Source organism: Flavobacterium sp. LC2016-01, assembly GCF_009711135.1.
Lineage (GTDB): Bacteria > Bacteroidota > Bacteroidia > Flavobacteriales > Flavobacteriaceae > Flavobacterium.
Map to the genome: position 1 here is coordinate 61,587 of NZ_WMIC01000009.1, position 24,409 is coordinate 85,995.

Genomic DNA, 24,409 nt, shown 5'->3' on the forward strand with positions numbered 1-24,409 from the left:
ATCATAATTTAAATTTCTTCGTATCCTGAAAAGTATTCCAAAAACGAAGTAATTCTAAATTAGTGTTTTCGATACGGTAATAAAGTGAAATTTGTTTGGTAATGACAATTTTATAAACGCTTTTGAAGTTTGTTTTTATAAATAAAACATTGTCATTTTTTAAAAGTTCTATAGTGGTATTTACTTTTTCGATGAAACTAAGAGCAACTCTTTCTGACCATTCTGCTTCTAAATAATCAATGTTGTTCCAAAAGTCTTTTTTAGCTTGTGGAGCCCAAATTACATTCATTTATTTAAAATATTTTGAATAACGATTTTTGGTTTCTTCCATTACAACATCATGCTGAATTCCTTCATTATTGTCTAAAGAATAAATCGCCTCATTTATATTGTTTTTTTGCTCTTCTGAAAGGCTTTCTTTGGATTGAATTAAATCCACAATTTCCTGAATTAAATCGGGATTATCAATGTCTAAAACAATTTTTGCCAGTTCTATTTTAGAAGTTTGAATGTTCATTTTGCTTTTTTTTCAAAGTTAAGTTTTTCTTTTAGAAATTTTTATAAGGATTAGTTAATAATTCCGATGTGGATTATTTCGCAAAATTTCTCAAAGAAAAAACACAGAGATTCACAAAAAAATTGTGTGCCTCTGTGTCTTATATGTGTATTTCTGTGAAATTATTTTTTCAAACCTTCAGCTGCTTTATTAACCGCTACTTTCAATTCTTCTTTATAAGAAATAATAGTTTCTAAAACTTTTTTATCGTGGCTTCCGATGATTTGTGCCGCTAAAATTCCGGCATTTTTTGCTCCATTTAAAGCTACAGTGGCAACTGGAACGCCGCCTGGCATTTGTAGAATAGATAATACCGAATCCCAGCCATCAATAGAATTACTTGATTTTACAGGAACTCCAATTACAGGAAGCGGCGACATTGAAGCGACCATTCCTGGTAAATGTGCTGCTCCACCAGCTCCGGCAATAATTACCGAAATACCGCGTGTATGTGCATTTTTACTGAAATCGAATAATTTTTCCGGCGTTCTGTGTGCCGAAACAATATCTACTTCAACTTCTACATTAAATTGTTTTAATATGTCGATTGCATCCTGCATAACTGGCATGTCGGAGATGCTTCCCATTATAATGGCTACTTTGCTCATGTGTTTTTTGTTTGTTTTGTTTCAGGTTTAAAGTTTCAGGTTGTTGCAAACTGTAAACACTGTTTGTTTAGTTTTAACTGAATATTGCGACTAAAAACTGACCACTAAAAATTACTGACCACTGATCACTCTAATAGTATTCTTAACTTCCTCAGCAATTCGTCTTGCTTCCTGCATGTCACTATTTACAATCGTAACGTGGCCCATTTTTCTAAAGGGACGTGTTTGTTTTTTACCGTAAATATGTGGTGTAACGCCGTTCCATCCTAAAATGGTTTCGATGTTTTCATAAACGACATCGCCTGAAAATCCTTCTGCACCGACCAAATTTACCATAACTCCGGCAACTTTGCTGTCCGTATTTCCTAACGGAAGATCTAAAATAGCACGTAAATGATTTTCGAATTGTGAAGTATAACTTGCTTCAATTGAATAATGTCCAGAATTGTGTGGGCGAGGAGCAACCTCATTTACTAAAATTTCATCCTCCTGAGTTTGGAACATTTCAACAGCCAAAAGTCCAACATGATTGAATTTTTCAGAAACATTTAAGGCAATTGCTCTTGCTTTTTCGGCTACTTTTTCATCAATTCTTGCAGGACAGATTACATATTCAACCTGGTTGGCTTCTGGATGAAATTCCATTTCAACAACAGGATAGGTTTTGATTTCGCCTGATGGATTTCTTACTACAATTACGGCCAATTCATTTTTGAACGGAACCATAGTTTCTGCAATACATTCCACATTTGGCAAATCATCCATATCAGAAATTTGACGAATCACTTTTACGCCATTTCCGTCGTAACCAAATTCGGTACATTTCCAAACAAATGGAATGGTGATTTCATTATTTCCGACCGATTTTTGCAAATGCGCTGGACTTCCAAATCGTAAATATGATGCTGTCGGGATATTGCTTTCGGTATAAAAATCTTTTTGAGTTCCTTTATTCTGAATTCCTTTTAAAGTTTTTGGAGATGGATATACTTTTAGACCTTCGTTTTCTAATTGCGTTAAGGCTTCAAGATTTACCAATTCGATTTCGAAAGTCAGAACATCAACTTGTTTTCCAAAATTGTAAACCGTTTCATAATCCATTAAATCGCCCTGAAAGAATTTATTGCAGGCAATTTTGCTCGGTGCTTCGTCGCTTGGATCCAGAACGTAAGTTTGTATATCAAATTTTCTAGTGTCGAACAAAAGCATTTTACCTAATTGTCCTCCGCCTAATATTCCTAATTTAAAATCAGAAGAAAAATAATTCATTTTGTGTTGTGTTTTTGCAAAGATACCTTTTAATCTTTTTTTAGCCAAAATTTAGTTTTTTTCGCCACAGATTAAAAGATTAGTATGATTTTTTGTTTGCCACGAATTACACAAATTCCCACTAATTTTTTAGATTCAATGAAAGATTAATTCGTGGAAATTTGTGTAATTCGTGGCAACTAAAATACTATTTTATTTTCTTCAAAACTTCTTTCGCAACGGCTTTATACGCGGGAGAATGATCGCCATAATCTTTGTTCAGAATGATTTTTAGTTCAGGATGAATCCAGTCGTAATGATTCCCCAAAACATATAAAGTTCTTATAGAATATGCTTTCGTAGCGACTTTGACATCGTTTATCAGCCAATCAAAAGAAGCTTCGATAATATCTTGTAAATTATTTTCGGAAAGAGAAATGCAATTTTCATCTTTTTTATAATGTGACTTAATCAAAAGCTGTGTCACTTTTGCAATTGGCCGAATGGCACTTTCGTCTTTTAAAATTTTCAAATTCGAACAGAAAAAATCAAGATGGGGCTGGAGCCAAAGCAATTCTTCATAAGATACAAATTCTAATATCCAGCAGGCTTTATGATTGTTTTTGTTTTCAGGCGAGAAACAAATCGAAACCAATTCATTAAAAAGGGAAGGGTTTTCTAAAACATTTTGTGCAGCTTTAAGACGATTTTCTCTATAAGCATTTACATAATCCAGTTTTTTTTGCAATTCAGAAAGCATCATTTGATATTTAAATACTAAGCTAAAATAAGTAATTTAATGCGATAATTCCGTAATAATTTATGGGTAATCCCGGATAATAAAATCTTGGCTGTGCATTTCCAACTGCAGTTGCGTTGGTGAGAATCATTGAAGCATATTTCTCATTTGTGACATTATTTATACCAGCGTCGAGATGCGCTTTTAAACCAGATAAAATTTCAAATTGATAACCTGTTTTTAAATTTAAAAGAGAATAAGAATCTGAAAAATCAGCATTGGAATCGTTCATCGGAATTTTATCGGTAAACTGAAAATCGGCAGTAAAATAAAAACCAGAATTCGTGTTTAAAGTAAAACCCGCGTTTGCGGTGTTTGCTGGAACTCCTGTTAATTTGTTTCCTGAGAAATCATTTTCTTTGTCGACAAATTCTTTAAATTCATAATTTCCAATTGAAGTTCCGATATAAGAATTTAAAGTGAAAATTCGATTTATTGGCCAATTGTGATTTAACGAAATTTCGATTCCTTCATGAAAAGTTTTTCCAGCATTTACGCCTTCATATTGATCGTCGCCAATTCTTTTGGCAACTAACAAATCTTTAATTTCCATTCTATAAATGGCAATTTGGGTATAAAGTTTTTTGTTGAAGAAATGAAGCTTTCCACCCAATTCAAAATTATAACCCGTTTCAGGTTTAATGTTTTGATTGATGTTTCCGGCGCTGGTTAAAGTTTCTTCGGTTGCGGGAAGAGAAAATCCTCGGCTTACAGAAAAATAAAAGGTCTGAACTTCATTCGATTTATATAAAAAAGAAAGCTGTGGCGAAAAAATACCGTCGTAACTATATTCTTCTTTCGGATTATTCGCGGAAGCGGGAAAATCATTTTGAAGTTCGAATTTAGTTTTGTTGTAATTTAAGCCTGCCTGAATTTCAAATTGATCAGAAAGTAAAGTTCTTATTTGCGAAAAAATATTATAAAAATCTCTTTTTTGATTCGTTGCTGTAAGTTGATTGCCTTGTAAACTTCCGTTTCCGTTATTTTGTTGATAGAGATTTTGAAAAGTATTTCCGCTGTAATTATCTCTGAAATATTCTAACCCACCAATAAATTGATTTTTGATTTTTCCGATTTTAAAATCTCCCGAAAACTGAGTTCTCGCACCCGAAGCAAAAGTATATTGACGCAAAATATCAAAAGGTCGCGGTTCGTTGCTGTCTTTATAATTAATAAAAACGGAAGTCGAATTATTGAGGTGATCGTTTAGTTTGAAATCATAAGCCAATCCGCCCAAAGTCGATTTGTATTCTTTAAATCCTTTTGAAGCGACCCAAGTTGGTGCACCTGCCTGCGGATTATTTTCAAAAGTGGTTTTGTTAATCGAACTCGGAATAAAAGCTTTTAAATAAGTGTAATTGGAAAAGTAGGTCAGTTTGCTGTTTTTCTTTCGAAATAATTCACCAGAAAGCGTAATTCCTTCCCGATTGTAAGCACTGTTTTCGCGCCAGCCATCAGTCTTTAAATTGTGATAACTCAGACTTAGAGAACTGCTTTTTTCATTCAAATCAAAACTGACTCTGTTTTTCAATAATCCAAAAGAACCAAAAACAGTGCTGACTTCAGTTTGATAATTGCCTTTTTTTAATGTTTGAGGCGAAATCAAGATAGCACCGCCCAAACCTGCGCCGTAAATGCTGGAAAGCGGACCTTTTATAATTTCAATTTGGTTGATATTTTGAAGATCGATATCATCAATAACCGTTTCGCTGTTTCCAGAAGTCAGCGGAATAGTTCCGTAAAAAGCTCTGATTTTATTAGTTCCGTACGGAGTTCTGGCACCAATGCCGCGAATAGAAATTCGGGTCGTCGTAATATTGGATGACTGCATAAAAACTCCGGGAATCGTATTGATGACATTGCTGATATCTGCGGTGTTATTTCGAAGTAATTCTTTTTCAGATAAAATGCCAATCGAAGCCGGACTGTTTTGCAAATCACGATTAATATGAAGCGGACTTATTAAAACTTCATTTAGTTTTTGAGTTTTGACAGAATCAATATTTCGGACTTCTTTTTCCTGAGCAAAAATGTTTAGGGAAACAAAAAGCACAAAAAGAAGACGAAAATATTTTTTTGAAATCATAAAGAATTGAAATTAAGGGCGAGTTTTTTAACACATAGAAACATAGCATTTATTGAGGCAAAAAGGGCGTTTCACTTATTTAAATTCACATAGCCATCTATGTGTGAAAACGGGTTTTCTTTTCAATCTTTATTCTACGAAACAAAAATCTATGTTTCTATGTGTTTTAAAAGTATTGCGTTTGGAATTTGGAATTTTTTCCGACAGCTTTAGAATTGGAATTTACTTATTCGCAGTAACCTTCCAAATTGTATTTCCACTATCATCATTTACCAAAAGCGATCCGTCTTTCATTACAGTAACCGCAACCGGGCGTCCATAAACTTCGGCTTTATCATTATCAGAAATAAAACCAGTTAAAAAATCTTCCGGTTTTCCTGAAGGTTTTCCGTCTTTAAAAGGAACGAAAAGCACTTTATAACCTGAAATTTTAGAACGGTTCCAAGAACCATGCTGACCAACAAAAGCGCCGTTTCTGTATTTTGCAGGAAAAGCTTCTTTAGTATAAAAAGCCAATCCCAAAGAAGCGGTATGCGCACCAACAGGAACATCGGGAACGATAGCTTTTTTCACTAAATCTTTTCGTTCGCCTTTCAATCTTGGATCAGGAATACTTCCAAAATACGAATAAGGCCATCCGTAAAAACCGCCTCTTTTTACACTCGTAATATAATCTGGAACTAAATCGTCGCCAAGTTCATCTCTTTCATTTACTGCAGTCCAAAGTTCTTTTTTGTTGGCCGGATTCCAGTCCATTCCCATTGGGTTTCTAAGTCCGTCAGCATAAATTTTTTCACCAGTTCCATCAGGGTTGATTTCTAAAATGGCAGCGCGGCGAATTTCTTTATCCATTCCGTTTTCTCCAACATTGCTTCCTGAGCCAACACCAATATAAATTTTTGTTTCGTCAGGATTAGCAAGCAAACTTCTCGTCCAGTGATTGTTGTATCCACCAGCTGGCAGTTCAACAATTTTAGTTCCCTGAGTTTCTAATTTTAGTGGTGTGTTTTTGTATGGATATCGATAAAGTCCGTCAGTATTTGCAACATAAAAAAAGTCTTTTAAAATTAACATTCCTAAAGGTCGGTTAAGGCCTTGTAAAAAAACTTCACGAGTTTCATAAGTTCCGTCTTTATCTTTGTCGCGCAAAATTATAATTTGGTTTTTACTCGTTCTTGTACCGCTTTCAACAACAAAAATATCATTGTTTGGACCAATATAAGACCAGCGAGGATTATTGAAGCCGTCAGCAAATTTTGTAACCGTAAAACCTTCTGGTGCCGTTGGCGTTTTTCCTTCGGGCCAGCCTATCACTTTACTGTTTTTTGTTTTTGATTCGGTTGCGTATGGCGGCGGCAGCGTGAGATCGCCTATTGCGGTTTTTACAACATTTGAAGGTTGTTTAGATAAAGCTTCTTTTTCTTCCTTTGTTACTTGTCCTTGACATGCTGTTAATATCAAGAATGCCGAAAAGATTTGTATTGTGGTTTTCATTGAGGTTTGTATTAAAGTTTAAAAGGCCTCAATTTACTAAAATTAAAGAGATTTTTTTCGAAAAGATGTGCGTAATGTGCTTAAAAAATACTCATACAGTTTATTTTGATACTTACAGTTAAGTTGTAATTCTGTATCTTTGTCCATTATTTTAAATTTAAAAATAATGATACAACTTCACGATAAACAATTTGTTCCGTTTATTTCGGCTAAAGAAATTGATTTTGCTTTAACCAGATTAGTGGCTCAGGTAGAAGACGATTTTGGAGATGATACACCAATTTTTATTGGAGTTTTAAACGGAGCCTTTATGGTTGTTTCCGATTTTTTGAAAAAATATAAAAAACCATGCGAAGTTTCATTTATCAAAATGGCATCGTATGAAGGAACCGAAAGCACAAATTCGGTTAAAGAATTAATAGGAATCAATCAGGATTTAACGGGCAGAACCGTTGTTATCATTGAAGACATTATCGATACCGGAAACACAATCGAAGAGTTAAAACATTTATTTAAAGAACGAAATGTAAAGCATTTTAAAATTGCAACATTGTTCTTTAAGCCAGAAGCCTATAAAAAAGACATTAAAATCGATTATATCGGAATCAGAATCCCGAATAAATTTATTGTTGGTTATGGATTAGACTATGACGGTCTTGGAAGAAACCTGACAGAGATTTATAAATTAGCTGAATAATTAAAACAAACACAACTATAATATTCATTTTAAACTTCTTAAAGTAAGAAGTCACAACACTAACAGTCATTATGATTAACATCGTTTTATTCGGAAAGCCTGGTGCAGGAAAAGGAACTCAGGCAGAATTTTTAAAAGAAAAATACAATTTAACGCACCTTTCAACAGGAGATATTTTTCGTTTCAATTTAAAAAATGATACTGAACTAGGAAAAAAAGCAAGAGTTTTTATGGACAACGGAGAATTAGTTCCGTGCGAAGTAACAACTGCAATGTTAATTGATGAAGTAAAAAAACACCCTGATACAGCAGGATTTTTGTTTGATGGTTACCCAAGAACAATTGATCAGGCTAAGGCTTTAGATAAATTTTTGCCAACAATTGGTTCAAGCGTTACTGCTACAATTGCTTTAGAAGCTGATGACGAAATTTTAGTAGCACGTTTACTAGAAAGAGGAAAAACAAGCGGAAGAGCTGATGATCAAGACGAAGAAAAAATTCGTGTAAGATATCAGGAGTACAATGAAAAAACAGCTCCATTAATTGGATATTATAAAGAACAAAATAAATTTCATGCCGTAGATGGTATTGGAACAATTGAGCAAATTACAGAAAGATTAACGTCAGTTATAGATAATTTGTAGAAGCTAATCCAGCTGTACGTTACAAGTCCTCACTAAAAAAACTATTTTTCCAAACCATAAAACGAGCTTCCTCCGGTCGCTGTTTTCTGGCAGGAAAAATTAGTTTTTTTAGCTCCGGGCTTTCCACTTCCATCTGGGCTAAAAAAGAATAAGAATACCATAATATTTATAACGAACCAAACAAATAACGAATCTACTAAACATTGGAAATACTAATAATATTTTTTCTAATACTATTAAACGGAGTTTTCTCGATGTCAGAAATCGCATTGATTTCGGCTAGGAAAAACAGACTTGAAACAGCAGCGAAAAAAGGAAATAAAGGAGCTAAAATTGCGCTGGATCTTGCTAATTCTCCAAACAAATTTTTGTCAACAGTGCAAATCGGAATTACCTTAATCGGAATTTTGACCGGTATTTACAGTGGTGATAAAATTACAATAGATGTTGAAAGTTTTGTTTCTGGTTTTGCAGTTTTAAAACCTTACGCGCATTCCATCGCAGTTGGGATTGTTGTTGTTGTTTTAACTTTTTTCTCATTGGTTTTAGGAGAATTGCTTCCAAAACGAATTGGATTAAATTATCCAGAAACGATAGCAAAAATGTTTGCAATGCCAATGAAAGTGATTTCGATTATTACGGCGCCTTTCATTTGGCTCTTAACATCTTCGACCGATTTTTTGCTGAATGTTCTTCAGATAAAACCAACCGCTGACGGAAAAGTTACCGAAGAAGAAATTAAAGCAATCATAAAAGAAGGAACTGAAGTTGGCGAAGTTCAAGAAATTGAACAAGATATTGTAGAACGTGTTTTTCATATTGGAGACAGAAAAGTAAGTTCGTTAATGACGCACAGAAAATCTGTTGATATGCTTCCGTTAAAAGAAGATAAAGCTAAAATTAAAGATTTAATAGTTCAGGATTTACATACTGTTTATCCGGTTTACAATCACAACTATGATGATATTGTTGGTATTGTAACGTTAAAAAATATTTTTGCCCATATCGAAAATGATAATTTTGATTTGGCTTCAATAATGACCGATGCGCCTTATTTAATGGAGCAGACAACAGCATACAAAGCGTTGGAAAACTTCAAAAAAACAGGCGTTCATTACGCTTTAGTTTCAGATGAATATGGCGTTTTTCAAGGTATGATTACGTTGAATGATATTTTGGAAGCTTTAGTTGGTGATGCATCAGAATTTTACAAAGATGAATTTCAGCTTATAGAAAGAGAAGATGGATCATGGCTGGTTGACGGACATTATTCATTGCACGACTTTTTAACGTATTTTGAGTTAGATGAACTCACAAACGATTACGAAGTAAACACTGTAAGCGGAATGATTATGACCGAGCTTTCGCATATTCCAAAAGAAGGCGAAAAATTAGTCTGGCAAAAATTCGTTTTAGAAGTCATCGACATGGATGGCGTTAAAATTGATAAAGTGCTTGTAAAAGCGCTTAAAGAGTAGAGAGAATTTTGTTTTAAGTTTCAAGTTTCAAGTTTCAGCCCCGATAGCTATCTGGATTGAAACTTGAAACTTGAACCTTGAAACTCCACATAAACAAACAAAAATGACAGAAGGAAATTTTGTAGATTACGTTAAGATATTTGTTTCGTCCGGAAAAGGAGGAAAAGGATCTACGCATTTACATAGAGAGAAATTTATTGAAAAAGGTGGTCCAGACGGAGGAGACGGAGGTCGTGGAGGACATGTGTATTTAGTGGGAAATAAAGGACTCTGGACATTATTTCATTTAAAGTTTGCACGTCACATTAAAGGAGGTTTCGGAGGAGACGGAGGATCTGACAGAAGTACAGGTGCAGACGGAGATGATAAAATTATTGAAGTACCTCTGGGAACTGTTGTAAAAGACAAAGAAACTGGAGAAACACTTTTTGAAATTACAGAACACGGAGAAAAAAGAATTCTTGCAAAAGGAGGAAAAGGAGGTTTAGGAAACTGGCATTTTAGAAGTTCAACAAACCAAACGCCAAGATACGCACAACCTGGTTTACCAGGTGTAGAAATGGATGTTATCTTGGAACTTAAAGTTCTGGCAGATGTTGGTTTAGTTGGTTTTCCGAATGCAGGAAAATCTACTTTATTGTCTGTTTTAACTTCAGCAAAACCAAAAATTGCTGATTATCCTTTTACAACTTTAAAACCAAACTTAGGAATTGTAGCTTACAGAGATTTCCAGTCTTTTGTAATTGCTGATATTCCGGGAATTATTGAAGGTGCTGCTGAAGGAAAAGGTTTAGGACATTATTTCTTGCGTCATATTGAGCGTAATTCAACTTTGTTATTTTTAGTTCCTGTTGATACGCCAGATATTAAAGCAGAATATGATATTTTGGTTAATGAGTTAACGAAATATAATCCTGAAATGTTAGACAAAGAACGTCTTTTAGTAATCTCAAAATGCGATATGCTGGATGACGAACTAAAAGCCGAATTAAAAGCTGAGCTGGATGTTTCTTTTAAAGATGTTCCGTATATGTTTATTTCATCTGTTGCACAGCAAGGGCTTACAGACTTGAAAGATAGACTTTGGAAAATGCTTAACGAGTAGAAAAGTAATACAATTATATATAAAAGGTGTTCTGTTTTTCAGAGCACCTTTTTTTTTGTTTTATAATGTTAAATTCGTAATAAACGAGTAAAAATCTATTGTGATTTTTAATTTTAGGATTGTTTGGGTTGAGATAATTGTGAAAATGCTTTATATTCGCATCACTTAAATAAAATAACATGAAAAAAATAGTTTTATTCTTAACCATGTGCCTAATGGCTTTTCCTGCAAGAGCGGATGAAGGAATGTGGTTTTTGATGTTTATCGAAAGATTGAACCATAGAGATATGGAGAAAATGGGACTTCAATTAACATCCGAAGAAATTTACAGTATTAATCACCACAGTTTAAAAGATGCAATTGTACAATTCAATGGAGGTTGTACTGCTGAAATCGTTTCTAACAGTGGTTTGGTACTAACGAATCATCACTGTGGATATAGTGCGATTGCAGAACTTTCAACTGCCGAGCAAAATCATTTGAAAGATGGGTTTTGGGCAAAAAATCGTTCAGAAGAATTGAAACCAAAATCTTTATTCGTACGTTTCTTTGTTCGTATGGATGATGTTTCTAAAAGAATTTTGTCAAAAGTAAATGATCAGATGACAGAAACGGAAAGAAACAAAATCATTCAGCAAGAAATCAGTTTAATTGAAAAAGAAAACAGCGAAAACGGAAAATACACTGTTTCTGTTCGTCCTTTCTTTCAAGGAAATGAATATTACTATTTTGTTTACCAAGATTACACCGATGTTCGTTTAGTAGGAACACCGCCAGAAAGTGTTGGTAAATTTGGTGGAGATACTGACAACTGGGAATGGCCTCGTCAAACAGGAGATTTCTCAATGTTCAGAGTATATGCTGATAAAGACGGAAATCCTGCAACCTATTCAAAAGACAATGTGCCTTTACAGCCAAAACATTATTTGCCTGTAAGTATTAAAGGTGTAAAAGAAAATGATTTTGCAATGATTCTTGGTTATCCAGGAAGAACAAACCGATGGATGCCAGCTGGCGGCATTGAGCAAAATGTAAAATTCGCATATCCTGCTTGGGTTGAAGGTGCAAAAACCGGAATGGACCAAATGAAAAAGTATATGGATAAAGACGCGACTGTTCGTTTACAGTATGCTTCTAAATATGCTTCGACTGCAAATTACTGGAAAAACCGTCAAGGTATGATTGATGCTTTAACAAAAGCCGGTACGGCAGATGCAAAAGCAGAACAAGAAGATAAATTTTATGAGTGGGCAAGCAAACCGGCTAATAAAGACAAATACGAAAACGTAATTCCGACAATTAATGATTATTACAGAGAAACGAACTTAAAAGCGCGTCACGATAATTATTTATCTCAAGTTTTACGTACATCAAGTTATGCTGCTGGTCCGGCAAATCTTGGTAATGCATTGATTGCTTACTATAAAGAAAATGATGCGAAAAGAGCTGAATTACTGCCAAAGATCAACACTTTGGTAGATAATATTTATGGTAATTTTTATGAGCCATTAGAAAAAGATGTTTTAACTGCGCAGTTAAATTTATATGCTGCTAAAGCTGCAGAATACGGACTTGCTCCAGAAATCGCAAAAATGAAAGCGGCTAATAATGGTGATTTTACTGCTGATGTAGCAAAAGCAACTGAAATTAGTTATTTTACGAATAAAGAAAAAGTATTGGCATTTTTAGCTGATCCAAAACCATTAGCGATTGTTCACGATCCGCTTTATATTATTTCTAATGATCTTTTGACTAAATCCCGTGCAAAAACAGATGATCAGGCAAAAGCTGATGATGGATTTGCAATTGCATACCGCAAATTAGTTGAAGGTTTAAGAGAATCGAAACTAAATGCTATCAAATATCCAGATGCAAACTCTACTTTAAGATTGACTTACGGAAAAGTTCGCGCTTTGCCTGCTGATCCTCGTAATGATGCAAAAATCAACAACTATACTACAATGGAAAGTATGGTTAAAAAATACAAAGCCGGAGATCAGGAATTTGACTTGCCAGCTCGTTTGTTAGAATTAAACAAGACAAAAGATTACGGACAATATGCTGATAAAGCAGGATATATGCCAATAAACTTTTTGACAGACAATGATATTACTGGAGGAAATTCTGGTTCACCGGTTCTTAACGGAAAAGGAGAATTAATTGGAATTGCTTTTGACGGTAATATCGAAGCTATGGCTGGAGATGTTATTTTTGATCCTAAATTGCAAAGAACAATCAACGTTGATATTCGTTACGTTCTTTGGATTATTGACAAATACGCCGGAGCGAAAAATATAATTGACGAATTGACGATTGCTAAATAATCTCAATTTATTTATAAAATTAAACCCGATAGTTTTAAAGCTATCGGGTTTTTTATTGTTTTTAATTTTGAAAAAGTATGCCATCCTGAGCGAAGTCGAAGGCTCGCCAATTGGAACGGGGTCTTCGACTTCGCTCAGACTGACAAACTTCGCTCAGACTGACAAATATAGATTATATGCTTTCGTTGGAATTTGGACACGAGCGCTAGCGAACTGGCGAAGCAATTTAAAATTTGGAATTTTTCTAATTCACTTTCACCCGAATCCCTTTTGTATGACTCGAAAATTCTGGCGCATACATACTTTGAATGGTTGTGATTCCGTTTGAAAATTCACCACCGTTATTAACTCGGATGTCATATTCTAAAACATAAGTTCCTCTATTTATATGATCAAAGAAAAAATGTGTTGCTGCATCTTTTGTGCTCATGTAAAATCCTAATCGATCTTTATATTGATATTCCGAAAGAACATTTACAGGTTCAAAACAGGAAGCTCGCATATCTTTTAAATGAATATATTCAACATCTTCTTTCGAAGTAATAATTAAACGGACTGTTACTAAATCACCTATTTTTAAAGAATTTTCAGTTGTTATCTTTTGCAATTCGTCTCCTTTTGGAGTGTTTTTCTTTAGATATAGTTCTTTCGAAACAGATAAAACGGCACCTGAATCGTTTTTGATTTTATCCAAATCTTCAAAATATTGCCAGTAAACACCACCAAAACCAGGAACTTTAGATTTGTTTTCGATTTTGATTGAAGCCATTTCTTTTTTAATTTCCTCAGCTTTCCAGTTTAGTTTAATGTATCCCGTTTCAGCTTCTTTTTCATTTTCGGCTAATTTTTTAGTAACGATTTTTTCGTCTCCCAATTTTATAACCGTATTATCTTTTACAGAAAGCCAGTCGGTTCCTTGCATTAATAAGGCATAAATCGCTTCAGTGGTTGATTTTGTTGTGGGCCAGTTTTTGGTTTGTTTGTTTTTCAAAAGCCAGACTTTCATCGCATCAACAGATTTGGTATCATTTGTTACTTCGGCGAAAGCCTCAATCAATAAAGCCTGAGTTTCAATTGGTGCCTGATACCAATACCAGCCCGATTTGTTCGCAATCCAGTACATTCCCCAATCTTCATTATTTGAAGAAGTTTCTTTTAAACTTTCAATTATTTTTTTTGCCGTTTCTTTTTCTCCAAAACGATTTAGCGTTACCGCTGCTAATCCTTTTTCGTAAAGTGAATATTGCAGCCAATCTTTTTTAGCCGTTTCCAAATATAATTTTGAAGCTTTTTTTAATTCATCAGACATTGGATAGTTCTCCAAATAAAAACTTCTCGTGTACAGATAATGCAAGTCAGAATACGGATTGATCCAGATTAATTTGTCGGTTGCTTTTAAGTTTTGTGTTCTCGTTCTATAATATTCTAAAAAGTCATTGTCTAAATAAGGAATTGCGTTTTTTGCAATTTGATCTATTTTATCTTCATTATCTTCAGATGTACTCAGCTTCGCCAAATGACCTAAACCGGCTAAAATATGTCTCGTAATATATTCACTTTCTGCGTAGCCGTCAAACCATCGAAATCCGCCAGAAGCAGTTTGTTTCTTTTTTAATTTTTCGAATGTAGCTTCTTGCGAAGTTTTCATTTTTTCTAAATCAAATAGAAGTGCTAAATTTTTCTTCTTTTCATCTTCACTCTGTGCATCATTCAGCCAAGGCGTTTCGGCAAGAATTATCGATTTTAGTTCTTCATTATCTTCTAATTTTGAATGCAGTTTTCCGTTTTTTCTCCAAGTTTCAAAAATGCCCGCAATTTTCGGATTGCTCGAAATAATTTCTGATGCTAGTGCATTCGCATAAAATCGAGCAAAAGTCTGCTCCGCGCATTCATGTTCATATTCCATTAAATAAGGAAGTGACTGAATGGCAATCCAAGTTGGATTTGAAGTATATTCAAGTGTAAACTGATGATTTCTTAAAGTTGAAGAATTGTTGTTTTTTAAATTCTCAAACGTATATTCTTTCGTCGAATTTTCACGAACCCAAAGCGGAATACTTTCGGTAACCAACATATTATTTGTCAAAACCGGAAGTATGTTTTCTTCTCCATCAGAAAAATTGCCGGATTTTGCCACGATTTTATATTGAACACCTTGCAAACCTTCAGGAATTGCAATAGTCCAGTTTACACTTGTGTTTCCAAAAGCGTTAATTGTAAAGTTTTTAATGTTTTTAGCATTGAGCATTTTACCATCAATTGGCTGCATCGTTGTGGCATCAAAAAACTGTAAACTTGCGATTCCAGTTTTTGCTTCATTGGTCACATTCGAAATTTTGGCACTAATTATAATGGTATCTTTTTCTCTGAAGAATCGTGGGAAATTCGGTAAAACCATCAATTCTTTTTGCGTGATAATGCTTTTTTCTAAATAACCCGAAACAGCATCTTTATTATGTGCCAATAAACGAAGTTTCCACTTTGTCAAAGCTTCTGGAGAAGTAAAGTTGAAACTTATATTTCCTTTAGCATCTGTTTTTAAATGAGGAAAGAAGAAAGCAGTTTCAGATAAATTTTTTCTAGCTTTTACTTGGGTTAAAGCTTCCATTGCTTTTTTGGTTGTAATGATAACTGCTCCTGCAGATGCTTTGTTCCCATAAATTGCAATGGCTTTATCTGCAGTTAAAAAATCAATGTCTACAAGATCTTCCGGATTTATTTTTTTGAAATTTTCTTCTGATGAAATCTCGCCGTCAATAATATACAATGTTGAAGAACTTATTATCATCGAAGTTAAGCCACTGACAATCTTTTTCCCAGGAACAAATATTAGCTTTTTGGTTTGAAAATAGTATTCAGGATTGTTTATATCGCCTGGAATTATTCGTACTGCCTTAGCCATAAATGTTGAATCAGAAGCTTGTATATCTGCTTGAACTTTGAAATCTGCGCTTTCAAGCCGTGTTACCGCTCCAGTAAGAGATTGTTTTTTTTGAGTACCATAACCAATAACGACAACTTCTTGCAGCTGGCTAGAGTCATCTTCAAGACTTAGATTTATAACTTTGTCATTGGCCACCTTAACTGAAGTATTTTTAAATCCGAGATAAGAGAAAACTAATTCTTCGCCAGTTACAGCTTCAATTTCATAATAACCGTCAAAGTCTGAAGTTGCAGTTCTTGGTGTCCCTTTTACCGTTACTGAAACTCCCGGAAGTGCTAATCCGCTGGTGTCTGTAAGGATTCCAGAAATCATTTTTGCATTTGCTGGTTTTTTTACTTTTTTGATGAGCTGTTTTAAATATTGGCTTTGCTGATAAGTGCCATTTGGATTATTAAAATCAAACCCAAACCAAATCAAGCTTGTCGACTCGCTCGAAAACTGCATTTTTGGAATATAGCTATTTAAATTATGTAATGTTTGATATATTTCGCCAAAGCCTAATATCGTTTTTCTGTTGCCAGAATTATAATTGTAGTCATATATAGTTGGACCATTCCATTTCGTAAATGTAAATTTATCTAAAGAGCTGTCATACATCGAGGCCAAAACTTCTGCTTCTTTTTTTGTGTTGCTTGCTTTCAGCTGAAACGACCAGTTTTCAGTACTTCCAGGTTCGATTTTACTTCTGAAGCTTTCTGCTTTCCATTCTAATTTTGGCGTTTCGCTTTTCAGTGTAACATCTAATTCGTCATTAAAAACTTGATTCTCAAAAATACTTTCAAATGTTAGTTTTAGTATTTTTTCAAATTCAGGCCTAAGCGGAATTTTAACAACGGCTTCATTGTTTTGAAGATGATTTGTTTCTTCAAAAAATAATCCACTTTTGTAATTTCCCGCCGTGTTAATGTAAAGTTCTTGAATTGGTGAAGTCAGTTTTATTTCGACAAAACCATCTTTTTTTGGATCGTCATTAATTTGCTGTGCTGTAAATAACTTACTCGGATTAAATTTGTCTTTGCTTTGCGTCAGCTGAAAATTTGTTGTTGCTTCAATTAGATTGTTGAAACTGTCATTTGCGCTAAAAACAATTTTATAGCTTCCCGATTTATAACTTGAAATAAAATCTAACGCAATAGTTTTATCTTTTTCGGTGTTGACTTTTTTCGAGTAAACTAGAGTTTCTTTAGGTTCGTCTATAAATTCTTTTCCTGTAATTTCATAAGGAAATAATTTTTCGAAATCTTGATCGGAAATCGTTTCAATTTCTGGTTTTTCAGAACTTCTAATTTTAAATTTATTCAAGAACGGACGAACAAAATATATTTTCACTTCGCCATTTGCCGCTTTAAATTCGCCGTTGAGGTTGGTGCTGGTTAAAATAATTTCGTTTTTGTCTTTGGTTTGAATTTTACTTGGCATCGCAGCTTCTAAAATCAAATCATGATAACCCACTTTTATTTCGGTGCGCGATTCATGCGTTTCGCCATTAATATCTGTAACCGAAACTTCAATCTCATAGGTAAAAATGGGTAATTCTTTTTTATTTGAATCTTCAGGAGGCAAAGCAGTAAAATCAATAATAAATTTGCCTGAAGCATCTGTTTTTACTTCTCCTTCGGCAATTTCTTCTTCATCTTCTCTGCCAAAATAATTATTCATATAACTGGTGAAACGCTTAACAGTATAATCTACTGTCGCGTCAGAAACATTGCTTCCGGCAAAAGCTTTTGCAGTACCTTTTACTTTTACTGATTGATTGACTTGAAAAGTTTCTTTTTTAGGATCAAATGTGACTTCAAATTTCGGACGTTTGTATTCTTCAACTCTAAAATGGGTTTGAGAATAGTCAAAATTTGCTTTTACCCAAAAAGGATATTTCTCTTTTTCCTTTTCGAAGTTGGCTGGTTTTAAGGCTGTAATGCTAAAATTACCCATCAATCCCGTTTTAGGTAAAGTAAATTCTCCCGAAAAAGATCCAAATTCGTTTGTAGTAATATTAAATTCTTTGAAATCACTATTGTTAGGATCTTGAATCAAAACCCTAAAAGCAGTGTTTGGAACAACACTTGTTTTGTCATTGTTTTTCTGAATTGCAATTCCTTTAAAATATACAGTCTGGCCCGGACGGTAAATCGCGCGATCCAAGTAAAATTCTACTTTAGCTTGTAAATTTTCTACAGTGTCTAATTGATACGCGTAGTTGCGCAGTATATAATTATTTCCAATTGTAATAGTATCATTTTCAAATGAAACTTGCAGTGTTTCGTAATTTCGGCCCTTTCCTATTTTATTATAAGAAACTTTACCGTTTTTATCAGTTATAGCCGTAAATCTTGGCGAACTGACTTTTACATTTTTTAAAGGATTTCCTTTTTTTCTGTCTAAAACCTGATACGTTTCATTCATACTAACTTCTGATACTGAGATCGAAAGATTAGTTACAGTCAAAGTTTCGAAAGCGGTTGCTTTTTCGTCTTTTGTATCTTTTTCAGTTTCAAAATAAACAAGATAAGATCCTGTTTTTAAATTTGGGAGCAAGACTTCTGTCGAATATTGAAAATAGTCTTTTTTATCTTTTAAAGTAAAAGCTTCTGTTATTTCTGGCTTTTTGTTGTTTACAATTTCCTCGGCTTGAGTCTCTCTTGAATTTCGATAACCCATGAAAAACAAAACTTGTTGTTGATCGATTTTATAAAATGAAATTTTTAAGTGTTCTACATTTTTGTATTGAATAAAAGCACGAGTATTTTCATTGTTGTAAATATATTTTTGAAGCTGGACGGTCAATGATTTTGAAAGCAGTTTTTGTTTTTGACTTATAGCTTTCTTGTGCTCATTCGATCTATTGTTGACTTGTATAATGCTGTCTAAAATAGCAAGAGCCTTAGTGTTGTAATCTGGATGTAAGGTTTTTGATGCAAATAGAACTAAGTATTGAACTTTTTCCAATTGAATTTTTTGAATTAATATTTTGTCATCGGCTTTTTTTTGAAGTTTATCTAGTGCTTTAGAATAATCTTCATCGGCTTGAAATAAGAAGTTTTTGCAAAAAAGCAAACGTTCAAATTGATTATCTGATGTTGGGCTGTTGCTTTCTTTTTTTTGATAAAGCGAAACAACTAAGCGAAGATTTGCATTAGTTATAAAATCTAAATTCAGTTTTGTAAATGCCGGAGAATCTCCAAAGAAATCTTTTTTATAAGGAATAAAAACAGTTTTCGGGATCTCCCAACGATGCAGTTCTTGCGTATAGAAATTGATGTTTTGATCTAAAACGTAATTGTAGAGATTTTCAGTTTTGAATTTTTCTGAATTAGCATAATCAAATATAGATTCGTACTTGCTCAGCGGTGTGCTTCTTAGCAAATTTTCGTTCTGCAGTGTTTCTTTCATTGCAGCATTTATTTGATCTTCAAAATTCTTTTGGGTCCATGTCAGGAAATCAGCAGAAGCCGTTTCAATGTTGGTTCGCTGTGTGATCTGATAATTATTTGTGTTGAAATAATTATTCAGGCAATTGGCATAAACGATATTCAGAATTGCTTTTGAAGGAGCAGAAACCTGACTTATAGTCGCTTTTAAATTGTTTATAATCTTGGTTTGTGCATTTTCTTCTAAAATTTGAATGTATTTAGATTGATAGAAAAAGCATTTTATTATTTGTTCTTCGTCCTTTTTAGCTTTTGCGTTTTTATAAATGTCAGCGACAATTTCATTAGCAGATTTTATTTTTCCTTCTTTTTCAAAAGCAATAATTTTATCCCATTTTTTGTCAGATTGCTGTGCAAAGATTGTAGCAGAAAGAAATAAGAATACAAATAATATATTTTTCATAAGTGGGGTTTTCTAGTATAGAGGATTATTTCGGCGGAAAGGTTGGAATGAGATTGAAAATAATTTTCGTACAAATTACTAATTTAACTTCAAAAGCAAATAGCATTTTATATTTCCTTATTTTTGAAATATGAAAAAGCTGCTGATTTTCTTTTTAATTGTTCCAATGTGCTGTTGGGCGCAATCTAATTTTGAAAAAGCAGAGAAGTTATTTCATTCCAAAAAATACAATGAAGCCCAAGTGCTTTTTGAAGGAATAATAAAAAATAATCCTTCAGATATAAAATCACTGGAATATCTGGGTGATATTGCGGCCTATCAAAAATCCTGGGTTAAAGGTGCTTCCTATTTTAAAAAATTGAAGGAATTAAAACCTACAGTTGCTGATTATTTCTTTAAATACGGCGGCTGTCTGGCAATGCATTCTCTCGAAGTAAATAAAATAAAAGCTTTTGGAATGGTGGGCGACATGAAAGAAGCTTTTGAAAAGGCAATCGAATTAAACCCGAAACATGTTCAGGCGAGATGGGCGCTGATTGAAATATATTTGCAATTACCCGGAATTTTAGGCGGAAGTGAATCAAAAGCAATGGCATATTCTAACGAATTGGCACAGTTTTCCCCAATTGACGGTTATTTATCAAGAGGACGAATTGACGAATATTTCAAACGATACGATTCGGCTGAAAAAAATTATAAAAAAGCACATGAAATTGGCAATTCAAAAGTCACATTTCAAAAATTATATAATTTATATTTGAACAAATTAAAAGACACAAAAAAAGCGCAGGATTTAAAACGAAAATTCGAAGCTTAACATAAAAATATCTAAAGGCAAATTCTGTATTTAATTGGAATTTGGAACTTAATAATTGGAATTTAAATGAAAACACATTTCATCGCGATAGGCGGAAGTGCTATGCACAACTTAGCATTAGCATTGCATAACAAAGGATATCAGGTTACAGGAAGTGACGATGCTATTTTTGAACCTTCAAAATCAAGATTAGAAAAAAAGGGAATTCTTCCTGCCGAATTAGGTTGGTTTCCAGAAAAAATTACTGCTGATATTGACGCAATCATTTTAGGAATGCACGCAAAAGCAGATAATCCTGAATTGCTGAAAGCTCAAGAATTGGGGCTGAAAATTTATTCATATCCAGAGTTTTTATACGAGCAGTCTAAAAACAAAACACGTGTCGTAATTGGTGGTTCTCACGGAAAAACTACGATTACTTCGATGATTTTGCACGTAATGCATTATCACAATATTGCAGTTGATTATATGGTAGGAGCGCAGTTAGAAGGCTTTGATACTATGGTTCATCTTACTGAAGAAAATGATTTTGTGGTTTTGGAAGGGGATGAATATTTATCATCACCAATTGACAGACGCCCTAAATTTCATTTGTATCAGCCAAATATTGCTTTAATTTCAGGAATTGCTTGGGATCATATTAATGTGTTTCCAACGTATGAAAATTATGTAGAGCAGTTTGAGATTTTTATCCAAAAAATTACAAACGGAGGGATTTTAGTTTTTAACGAAAATGATCCAGAAGTAAAACGTGTTGCAGAAGCGGCAACAAATCCAATTCGTAAATTAGCGTATCATACTCCAGAATATACCGTAAGTGATGGCGTTACTTTATTAAAAACTCCAGAAGGCGATATGCCAATTGAAGTTTTTGGAGCGCATAATTTAAATAATCTGGCCGGAGCTAAATGGATCTGCCAGAATATGGGTGTTGATGAAGCCGATTTTTATGAGGCAATTGCAAGTTTCAAAGGTGCCTCTAAACGTTTAGAAAAAATTGCTGAAGGAAAAGGAAAAGTAGCGTACAAAGATTTTGCACATTCGCCAAGTAAAGTTGCAGCGACGACAAAAGCCGTTAAAGAACAATATCCAAACCGAACTTTAGTAGCTTGTTTAGAACTTCATACGTACAGCAGTTTAAATGCTGAATTCTTGAAAGAATACGAAGGCGCGTTAGAATATGCTGATGTTGCTGTTGTTTTTTATTCACCAGATGCTGTAAAAATCAAACAATTAGAAGAAGTAACTTACGAGCAGATTGCAAAAGCATTTAATCGTGAAGATCTTGTGATTTATACAAATCCAGCTGAATTCAAAGAATATTTGTTCAATTTGAATTTAGATAATTCGGCACTTTTATTAATGAGTTCTGGAAATTATGGCGGATTAAACTTTGATGAAGTTAAAGGTCTGATTAATTAGAAAATTTGATAATTAGTCAATTAGATAATAAGCCGATTGTTTTAGACAATCGGCTTTTTTTTTGGAGTTTTCTAATTGATAAATTTTCTCATTACCTAATTTACTAATTAACACATTATCTAATTGTTGTATTTTTTGAATGATTTTTCTTTCTTTTTGATATATTCGCTTTTTGAAAAATCATTTAGTTTATGGAACAGACTCATTTCCCAATCACCAATTGGTCAGAAGATGACAGGCCTCGCGAGAAATTAATGCTGAAAGGAAAAAGTGCTTTAAGCGATGCCGAGTTGATTGCTATTCTCATTGGTTCTGGAAGCCGAAACGAATCGGCTGTTGATTTAAGCAAAAGAATTTTGAAGAATGCCGAAAATTTGAATGCTTTGGGAAAAATGTCGATTTCGCAATTGATGAATTTTAAGGGAATAGGAGAGGCCAAGGCAATTGCAATTATTGCCGCTATGGAACTCGGGCGCCGTCGACGTGCCGAAGATACTGTCGAATTAATAAAAATTACTTCGAGCAAATTAGTTTTTGAATTGATGGTTCCTATAATCGGTGAATTGGCTCATGAAGAATTTTGGGTACTTTTTCTGAATAATTCTAATAAAGTGATTTCAAAGTCACAGCTCAGCAAAGGCGGTATTACTGGAACTATAGTTGATGTTCGCCTAGTTTTTAAATTGGCACTTGAAAATGGAGCTACTAGCTTGATTTTGTGTCACAACCATCCGTCAGGCAATTTATCTCCCAGCGAAGCTGACAAACAGATTACGAAACGAATAAAACAGGCCGGCGAAAGTTTAGATGTTAAAGTTTTAGACCATTTGATTATTACTGAAACAAAATATTATAGTTTTGTAGATGAAGGAATTTTTTAGATTATGAATACCACAATTACAGACGTTTTTTTTGATTTAGATCATACACTTTGGGATTTTGACAAAAATTCTGAAATGGCTTTCGACCGTATCTTTAAAAACAATTATCCCGAAATAAAAACGGAGGATTTTATTGAAAAATATATTCCTATCAATCAAGCATGCTGGAAGTTATATCAAAACGATGAAATAACGCATACTGAACTTCGTTATAACAGATTAAAGTTTTCGTTTGATGCTTTGAATTATGAAATTTCAGATGAAAATATCAACGAAATTGCAAATTACTACATCGAGTTTTTAACAGATAATAATCATCTTTTTGAGGGCGCCGTTGAAGTTTTGGAATATTTAAAACCAAAGTACCGACTGCACATTATCACAAACGGTTTTGCGGGTGTTCAGGATAAAAAGATTAAAAATGCCTCACTTTCAGGTTATTTTGATACCATTACAAATTCTGAATTAGCTGGTGTAAAAAAACCAAATAGTATTATCTTTGATTATGCTGTTAATTTGGCCCAAGCTTCAAAAGAAAATAGTATCATGATTGGAGACTGTTTAGATGCTGATGTGAACGGAGCATTAAATGCAGGTCTGGATGCTATTTTTTTTAATGAGAAAAAAATTGAAGTAGCTCAAAATATTAAACAAATAAACCATTTATTAGAACTTAAAAAATATTTATAATGATGAGAATTAAATTTTTGCTGACTGTACTTTTTATTTCAGTTATTGGATTTGCACAATCTGCGGAGTCTGTGAATGATTATAAAGCGGTTGTTGTGCCGTTGAAATATGATTTTATGAAATCAGATAATCAATATAGAATGGCAACAATAAGTAAAGGAAATTTAACTAAAGCGGGCTTTCAGGCTTTTTATGCAAATGAAGAACTTCCAGCTGAATTTAGCGACCGTTGTCAGCTTTTGTATATGGACGTTAGAAAAGATAACGCGTTTTTAATGACTAAGCTTTTTGTTGAACTAAAAGATTGTTACGGTAAAGTGATTTACACTTCTGAAGTTGGTAAAAGCAAAGAAAAAGATTATGAAGCAGCATACAGAGAAAGTTTAAATATGGCTTTTATTTCAGTAAATGGTCTTCATTATAAATATAGCGGCAAAACTGTTGCATCTAACCCTAGAGCAGGTATGATTACTGCTGCTCCGGTTGCGGTTGCTGCTGCGGTAACACCATCACAGCCAGTTGCAACTCCAGCTCCAGTTGCTGATGTTACTGATCCAAATTTACTTTACGCTCAGCCAACAGAAAACGGATTTCAATTAATTGATAAAACACCAAAAGTGGTAATGAAATTATTGAAAACTTCGCGTCCAGATTCTTTCATCGCAATTAAAGATGGTGTTCAAGGAACTTTAAATGCAAAAGACAATCAGTGGTTTTTTGAGTATTATCAAAATGACAAATTAGTTTCTGAAAAAGTTTCAGTTAAATTCTAAATATAAAAT

Annotated in this window: 18 protein-coding genes; 10 read left to right on the top strand and 8 right to left on the bottom strand. The window is 33.7% G+C overall.

The window, feature by feature from the left end:
* Window position 1: 1 nt before the first annotated feature.
* The 7 genes from GKZ88_RS17785 to GKZ88_RS17815 all read right to left on the bottom strand — a co-directional run bounded on the left by GKZ88_RS17785 (window position 2) and on the right by GKZ88_RS17815 (window position 6,791).
* The gene (locus GKZ88_RS17785) at window positions 2–289 is read right to left on the bottom strand and encodes a type II toxin-antitoxin system RelE/ParE family toxin (RefSeq protein ID WP_155103684.1); all 288 of its coding nucleotides are present in this window, start codon (window positions 287–289) and stop codon (window positions 2–4) included.
* Window positions 290–517 carry a hypothetical protein gene (locus GKZ88_RS17790; RefSeq protein WP_155103685.1) on the bottom strand — a complete coding sequence of 76 codons (228 nt, stop codon included), beginning with the start codon at window positions 515–517 and terminating at the stop codon, window positions 290–292.
* A 161-nt stretch (window positions 518–678) separates the two neighbouring features.
* Window positions 679–1,164, bottom strand: coding sequence for a 5-(carboxyamino)imidazole ribonucleotide mutase (gene purE / locus GKZ88_RS17795; RefSeq protein ID WP_155103686.1), 486 nt, complete (start codon window positions 1,162–1,164; stop codon window positions 679–681).
* A 111-nt stretch (window positions 1,165–1,275) separates the two neighbouring features.
* Window positions 1,276–2,433 (bottom strand): 5-(carboxyamino)imidazole ribonucleotide synthase, encoded by a 1,158-nt coding sequence (locus tag GKZ88_RS17800; RefSeq protein WP_155103687.1) that lies wholly within the window; start codon window positions 2,431–2,433, stop codon window positions 1,276–1,278.
* Between the two features lie 187 nt (window positions 2,434–2,620).
* A complete protein-coding gene (locus GKZ88_RS17805) occupies window positions 2,621–3,175 on the bottom strand; it encodes a hypothetical protein (protein ID WP_230392547.1) in 555 nt (184 codons plus the stop codon).
* A gap of 19 nt (window positions 3,176–3,194) precedes the next feature.
* Complete coding sequence (locus tag GKZ88_RS17810) at window positions 3,195–5,297, bottom strand: TonB-dependent receptor (protein WP_155103688.1); 2,103 nt, start codon at window positions 5,295–5,297, stop codon at window positions 3,195–3,197.
* A 222-nt stretch (window positions 5,298–5,519) separates the two neighbouring features.
* Window positions 5,520–6,791, bottom strand: a complete 1,272-nt coding sequence (locus GKZ88_RS17815; protein ID WP_155103689.1) for a sorbosone dehydrogenase family protein — start codon at window positions 6,789–6,791, stop codon at window positions 5,520–5,522.
* Window positions 6,792–6,957: 166 nt separating this feature from the next.
* Here GKZ88_RS17815 and hpt point away from each other — a divergent pair, with 166 nt between their 5' ends.
* The 5 genes from hpt (at window position 6,958) to GKZ88_RS17840 (ending at window position 13,039) form a co-directional block, all read left to right on the top strand.
* Window positions 6,958–7,488 carry a hypoxanthine phosphoribosyltransferase gene (gene hpt, locus GKZ88_RS17820; protein WP_155103690.1) on the top strand — a complete coding sequence of 177 codons (531 nt, stop codon included), beginning with the start codon at window positions 6,958–6,960 and terminating at the stop codon, window positions 7,486–7,488.
* Window positions 7,489–7,559: 71 nt separating this feature from the next.
* A complete protein-coding gene (locus tag GKZ88_RS17825) occupies window positions 7,560–8,132 on the top strand; it encodes an adenylate kinase (RefSeq protein WP_155103691.1) in 573 nt (190 codons plus the stop codon).
* Between the two features lie 203 nt (window positions 8,133–8,335).
* Entirely contained in the window at window positions 8,336–9,610 is a 1,275-nt protein-coding gene (locus GKZ88_RS17830) for a hemolysin family protein (RefSeq protein WP_155103692.1), read from the top strand.
* A gap of 103 nt (window positions 9,611–9,713) precedes the next feature.
* The gene (gene obgE / locus GKZ88_RS17835; protein ID WP_155103693.1) at window positions 9,714–10,715 is read left to right on the top strand and encodes a GTPase ObgE; all 1,002 of its coding nucleotides are present in this window, start codon (window positions 9,714–9,716) and stop codon (window positions 10,713–10,715) included.
* Window positions 10,716–10,894: 179 nt separating this feature from the next.
* Complete coding sequence (locus tag GKZ88_RS17840; protein ID WP_155103694.1) at window positions 10,895–13,039, top strand: S46 family peptidase; 2,145 nt, start codon at window positions 10,895–10,897, stop codon at window positions 13,037–13,039.
* A 244-nt stretch (window positions 13,040–13,283) separates the two neighbouring features.
* Here GKZ88_RS17840 and GKZ88_RS17845 read toward each other — a convergent pair whose 3' ends face one another.
* Window positions 13,284–19,817 carry an MG2 domain-containing protein gene (locus GKZ88_RS17845; protein ID WP_155103695.1) on the bottom strand — a complete coding sequence of 2,178 codons (6,534 nt, stop codon included), beginning with the start codon at window positions 19,815–19,817 and terminating at the stop codon, window positions 13,284–13,286.
* A gap of 130 nt (window positions 19,818–19,947) precedes the next feature.
* Here GKZ88_RS17845 and GKZ88_RS17850 point away from each other — a divergent pair, with 130 nt between their 5' ends.
* The 5 genes from GKZ88_RS17850 (at window position 19,948) to GKZ88_RS17870 (ending at window position 24,400) form a co-directional block, all read left to right on the top strand.
* Window positions 19,948–20,634 carry a hypothetical protein gene (locus GKZ88_RS17850; protein ID WP_155103696.1) on the top strand — a complete coding sequence of 229 codons (687 nt, stop codon included), beginning with the start codon at window positions 19,948–19,950 and terminating at the stop codon, window positions 20,632–20,634.
* Window positions 20,635–20,700: 66 nt separating this feature from the next.
* Window positions 20,701–22,056: a Mur ligase family protein gene (locus tag GKZ88_RS17855; RefSeq protein ID WP_155103697.1), complete on the top strand. Its 1,356-nt coding sequence runs from the start codon at window positions 20,701–20,703 to the stop codon at window positions 22,054–22,056.
* A gap of 191 nt (window positions 22,057–22,247) precedes the next feature.
* Window positions 22,248–22,937 carry a DNA repair protein RadC gene (gene radC, locus GKZ88_RS17860; protein ID WP_155103698.1) on the top strand — a complete coding sequence of 230 codons (690 nt, stop codon included), beginning with the start codon at window positions 22,248–22,250 and terminating at the stop codon, window positions 22,935–22,937.
* A 3-nt stretch (window positions 22,938–22,940) separates the two neighbouring features.
* Window positions 22,941–23,627: a YjjG family noncanonical pyrimidine nucleotidase gene (locus tag GKZ88_RS17865; RefSeq protein ID WP_155103699.1), complete on the top strand. Its 687-nt coding sequence runs from the start codon at window positions 22,941–22,943 to the stop codon at window positions 23,625–23,627.
* Window positions 23,627–24,400 (top strand): hypothetical protein, encoded by a 774-nt coding sequence (locus GKZ88_RS17870; RefSeq protein WP_347343895.1) that lies wholly within the window; start codon window positions 23,627–23,629, stop codon window positions 24,398–24,400. The genes GKZ88_RS17865 and GKZ88_RS17870 overlap by 1 nt, the downstream gene beginning before the upstream one ends.
* Window positions 24,401–24,409 lie beyond the last annotated feature (9 nt).

What these genes read in the sequence shown, in the direction of transcription:
- GKZ88_RS17790 (WP_155103685.1), bottom strand. Translation starts at nt 517, where the DNA reads ATGAACATTCAAACTTCTAAAATAGAACTGGCAAAAATTGTTTTAGAC.
- GKZ88_RS17850 (WP_155103696.1), top strand. Translation starts at nt 19,948, where the DNA reads ATGAAAAAGCTGCTGATTTTCTTTTTAATTGTTCCAATGTGCTGTTGG.
- GKZ88_RS17825 (WP_155103691.1), top strand. Translation starts at nt 7,560, where the DNA reads ATGATTAACATCGTTTTATTCGGAAAGCCTGGTGCAGGAAAAGGAACT.
- GKZ88_RS17805 (WP_230392547.1), bottom strand. Translation starts at nt 3,175, where the DNA reads ATGATGCTTTCTGAATTGCAAAAAAAACTGGATTATGTAAATGCTTAT.
- GKZ88_RS17870 (WP_347343895.1), top strand. Translation starts at nt 23,627, where the DNA reads ATGATGAGAATTAAATTTTTGCTGACTGTACTTTTTATTTCAGTTATT.
- GKZ88_RS17815 (WP_155103689.1), bottom strand. Translation starts at nt 6,791, where the DNA reads ATGAAAACCACAATACAAATCTTTTCGGCATTCTTGATATTAACAGCA.
- GKZ88_RS17785 (WP_155103684.1), bottom strand. Translation starts at nt 289, where the DNA reads ATGAATGTAATTTGGGCTCCACAAGCTAAAAAAGACTTTTGGAACAAC.
- GKZ88_RS17865 (WP_155103699.1), top strand. Translation starts at nt 22,941, where the DNA reads ATGAATACCACAATTACAGACGTTTTTTTTGATTTAGATCATACACTT.
- purE (WP_155103686.1), bottom strand. Translation starts at nt 1,164, where the DNA reads ATGAGCAAAGTAGCCATTATAATGGGAAGCATCTCCGACATGCCAGTT.
- GKZ88_RS17845 (WP_155103695.1), bottom strand. Translation starts at nt 19,817, where the DNA reads ATGAAAAATATATTATTTGTATTCTTATTTCTTTCTGCTACAATCTTT.
- hpt (WP_155103690.1), top strand. Translation starts at nt 6,958, where the DNA reads ATGATACAACTTCACGATAAACAATTTGTTCCGTTTATTTCGGCTAAA.
- GKZ88_RS17855 (WP_155103697.1), top strand. Translation starts at nt 20,701, where the DNA reads ATGAAAACACATTTCATCGCGATAGGCGGAAGTGCTATGCACAACTTA.
- GKZ88_RS17840 (WP_155103694.1), top strand. Translation starts at nt 10,895, where the DNA reads ATGAAAAAAATAGTTTTATTCTTAACCATGTGCCTAATGGCTTTTCCT.
- obgE (WP_155103693.1), top strand. Translation starts at nt 9,714, where the DNA reads ATGACAGAAGGAAATTTTGTAGATTACGTTAAGATATTTGTTTCGTCC.
- GKZ88_RS17800 (WP_155103687.1), bottom strand. Translation starts at nt 2,433, where the DNA reads ATGAATTATTTTTCTTCTGATTTTAAATTAGGAATATTAGGCGGAGGA.
- GKZ88_RS17810 (WP_155103688.1), bottom strand. Translation starts at nt 5,297, where the DNA reads ATGATTTCAAAAAAATATTTTCGTCTTCTTTTTGTGCTTTTTGTTTCC.
- radC (WP_155103698.1), top strand. Translation starts at nt 22,248, where the DNA reads ATGGAACAGACTCATTTCCCAATCACCAATTGGTCAGAAGATGACAGG.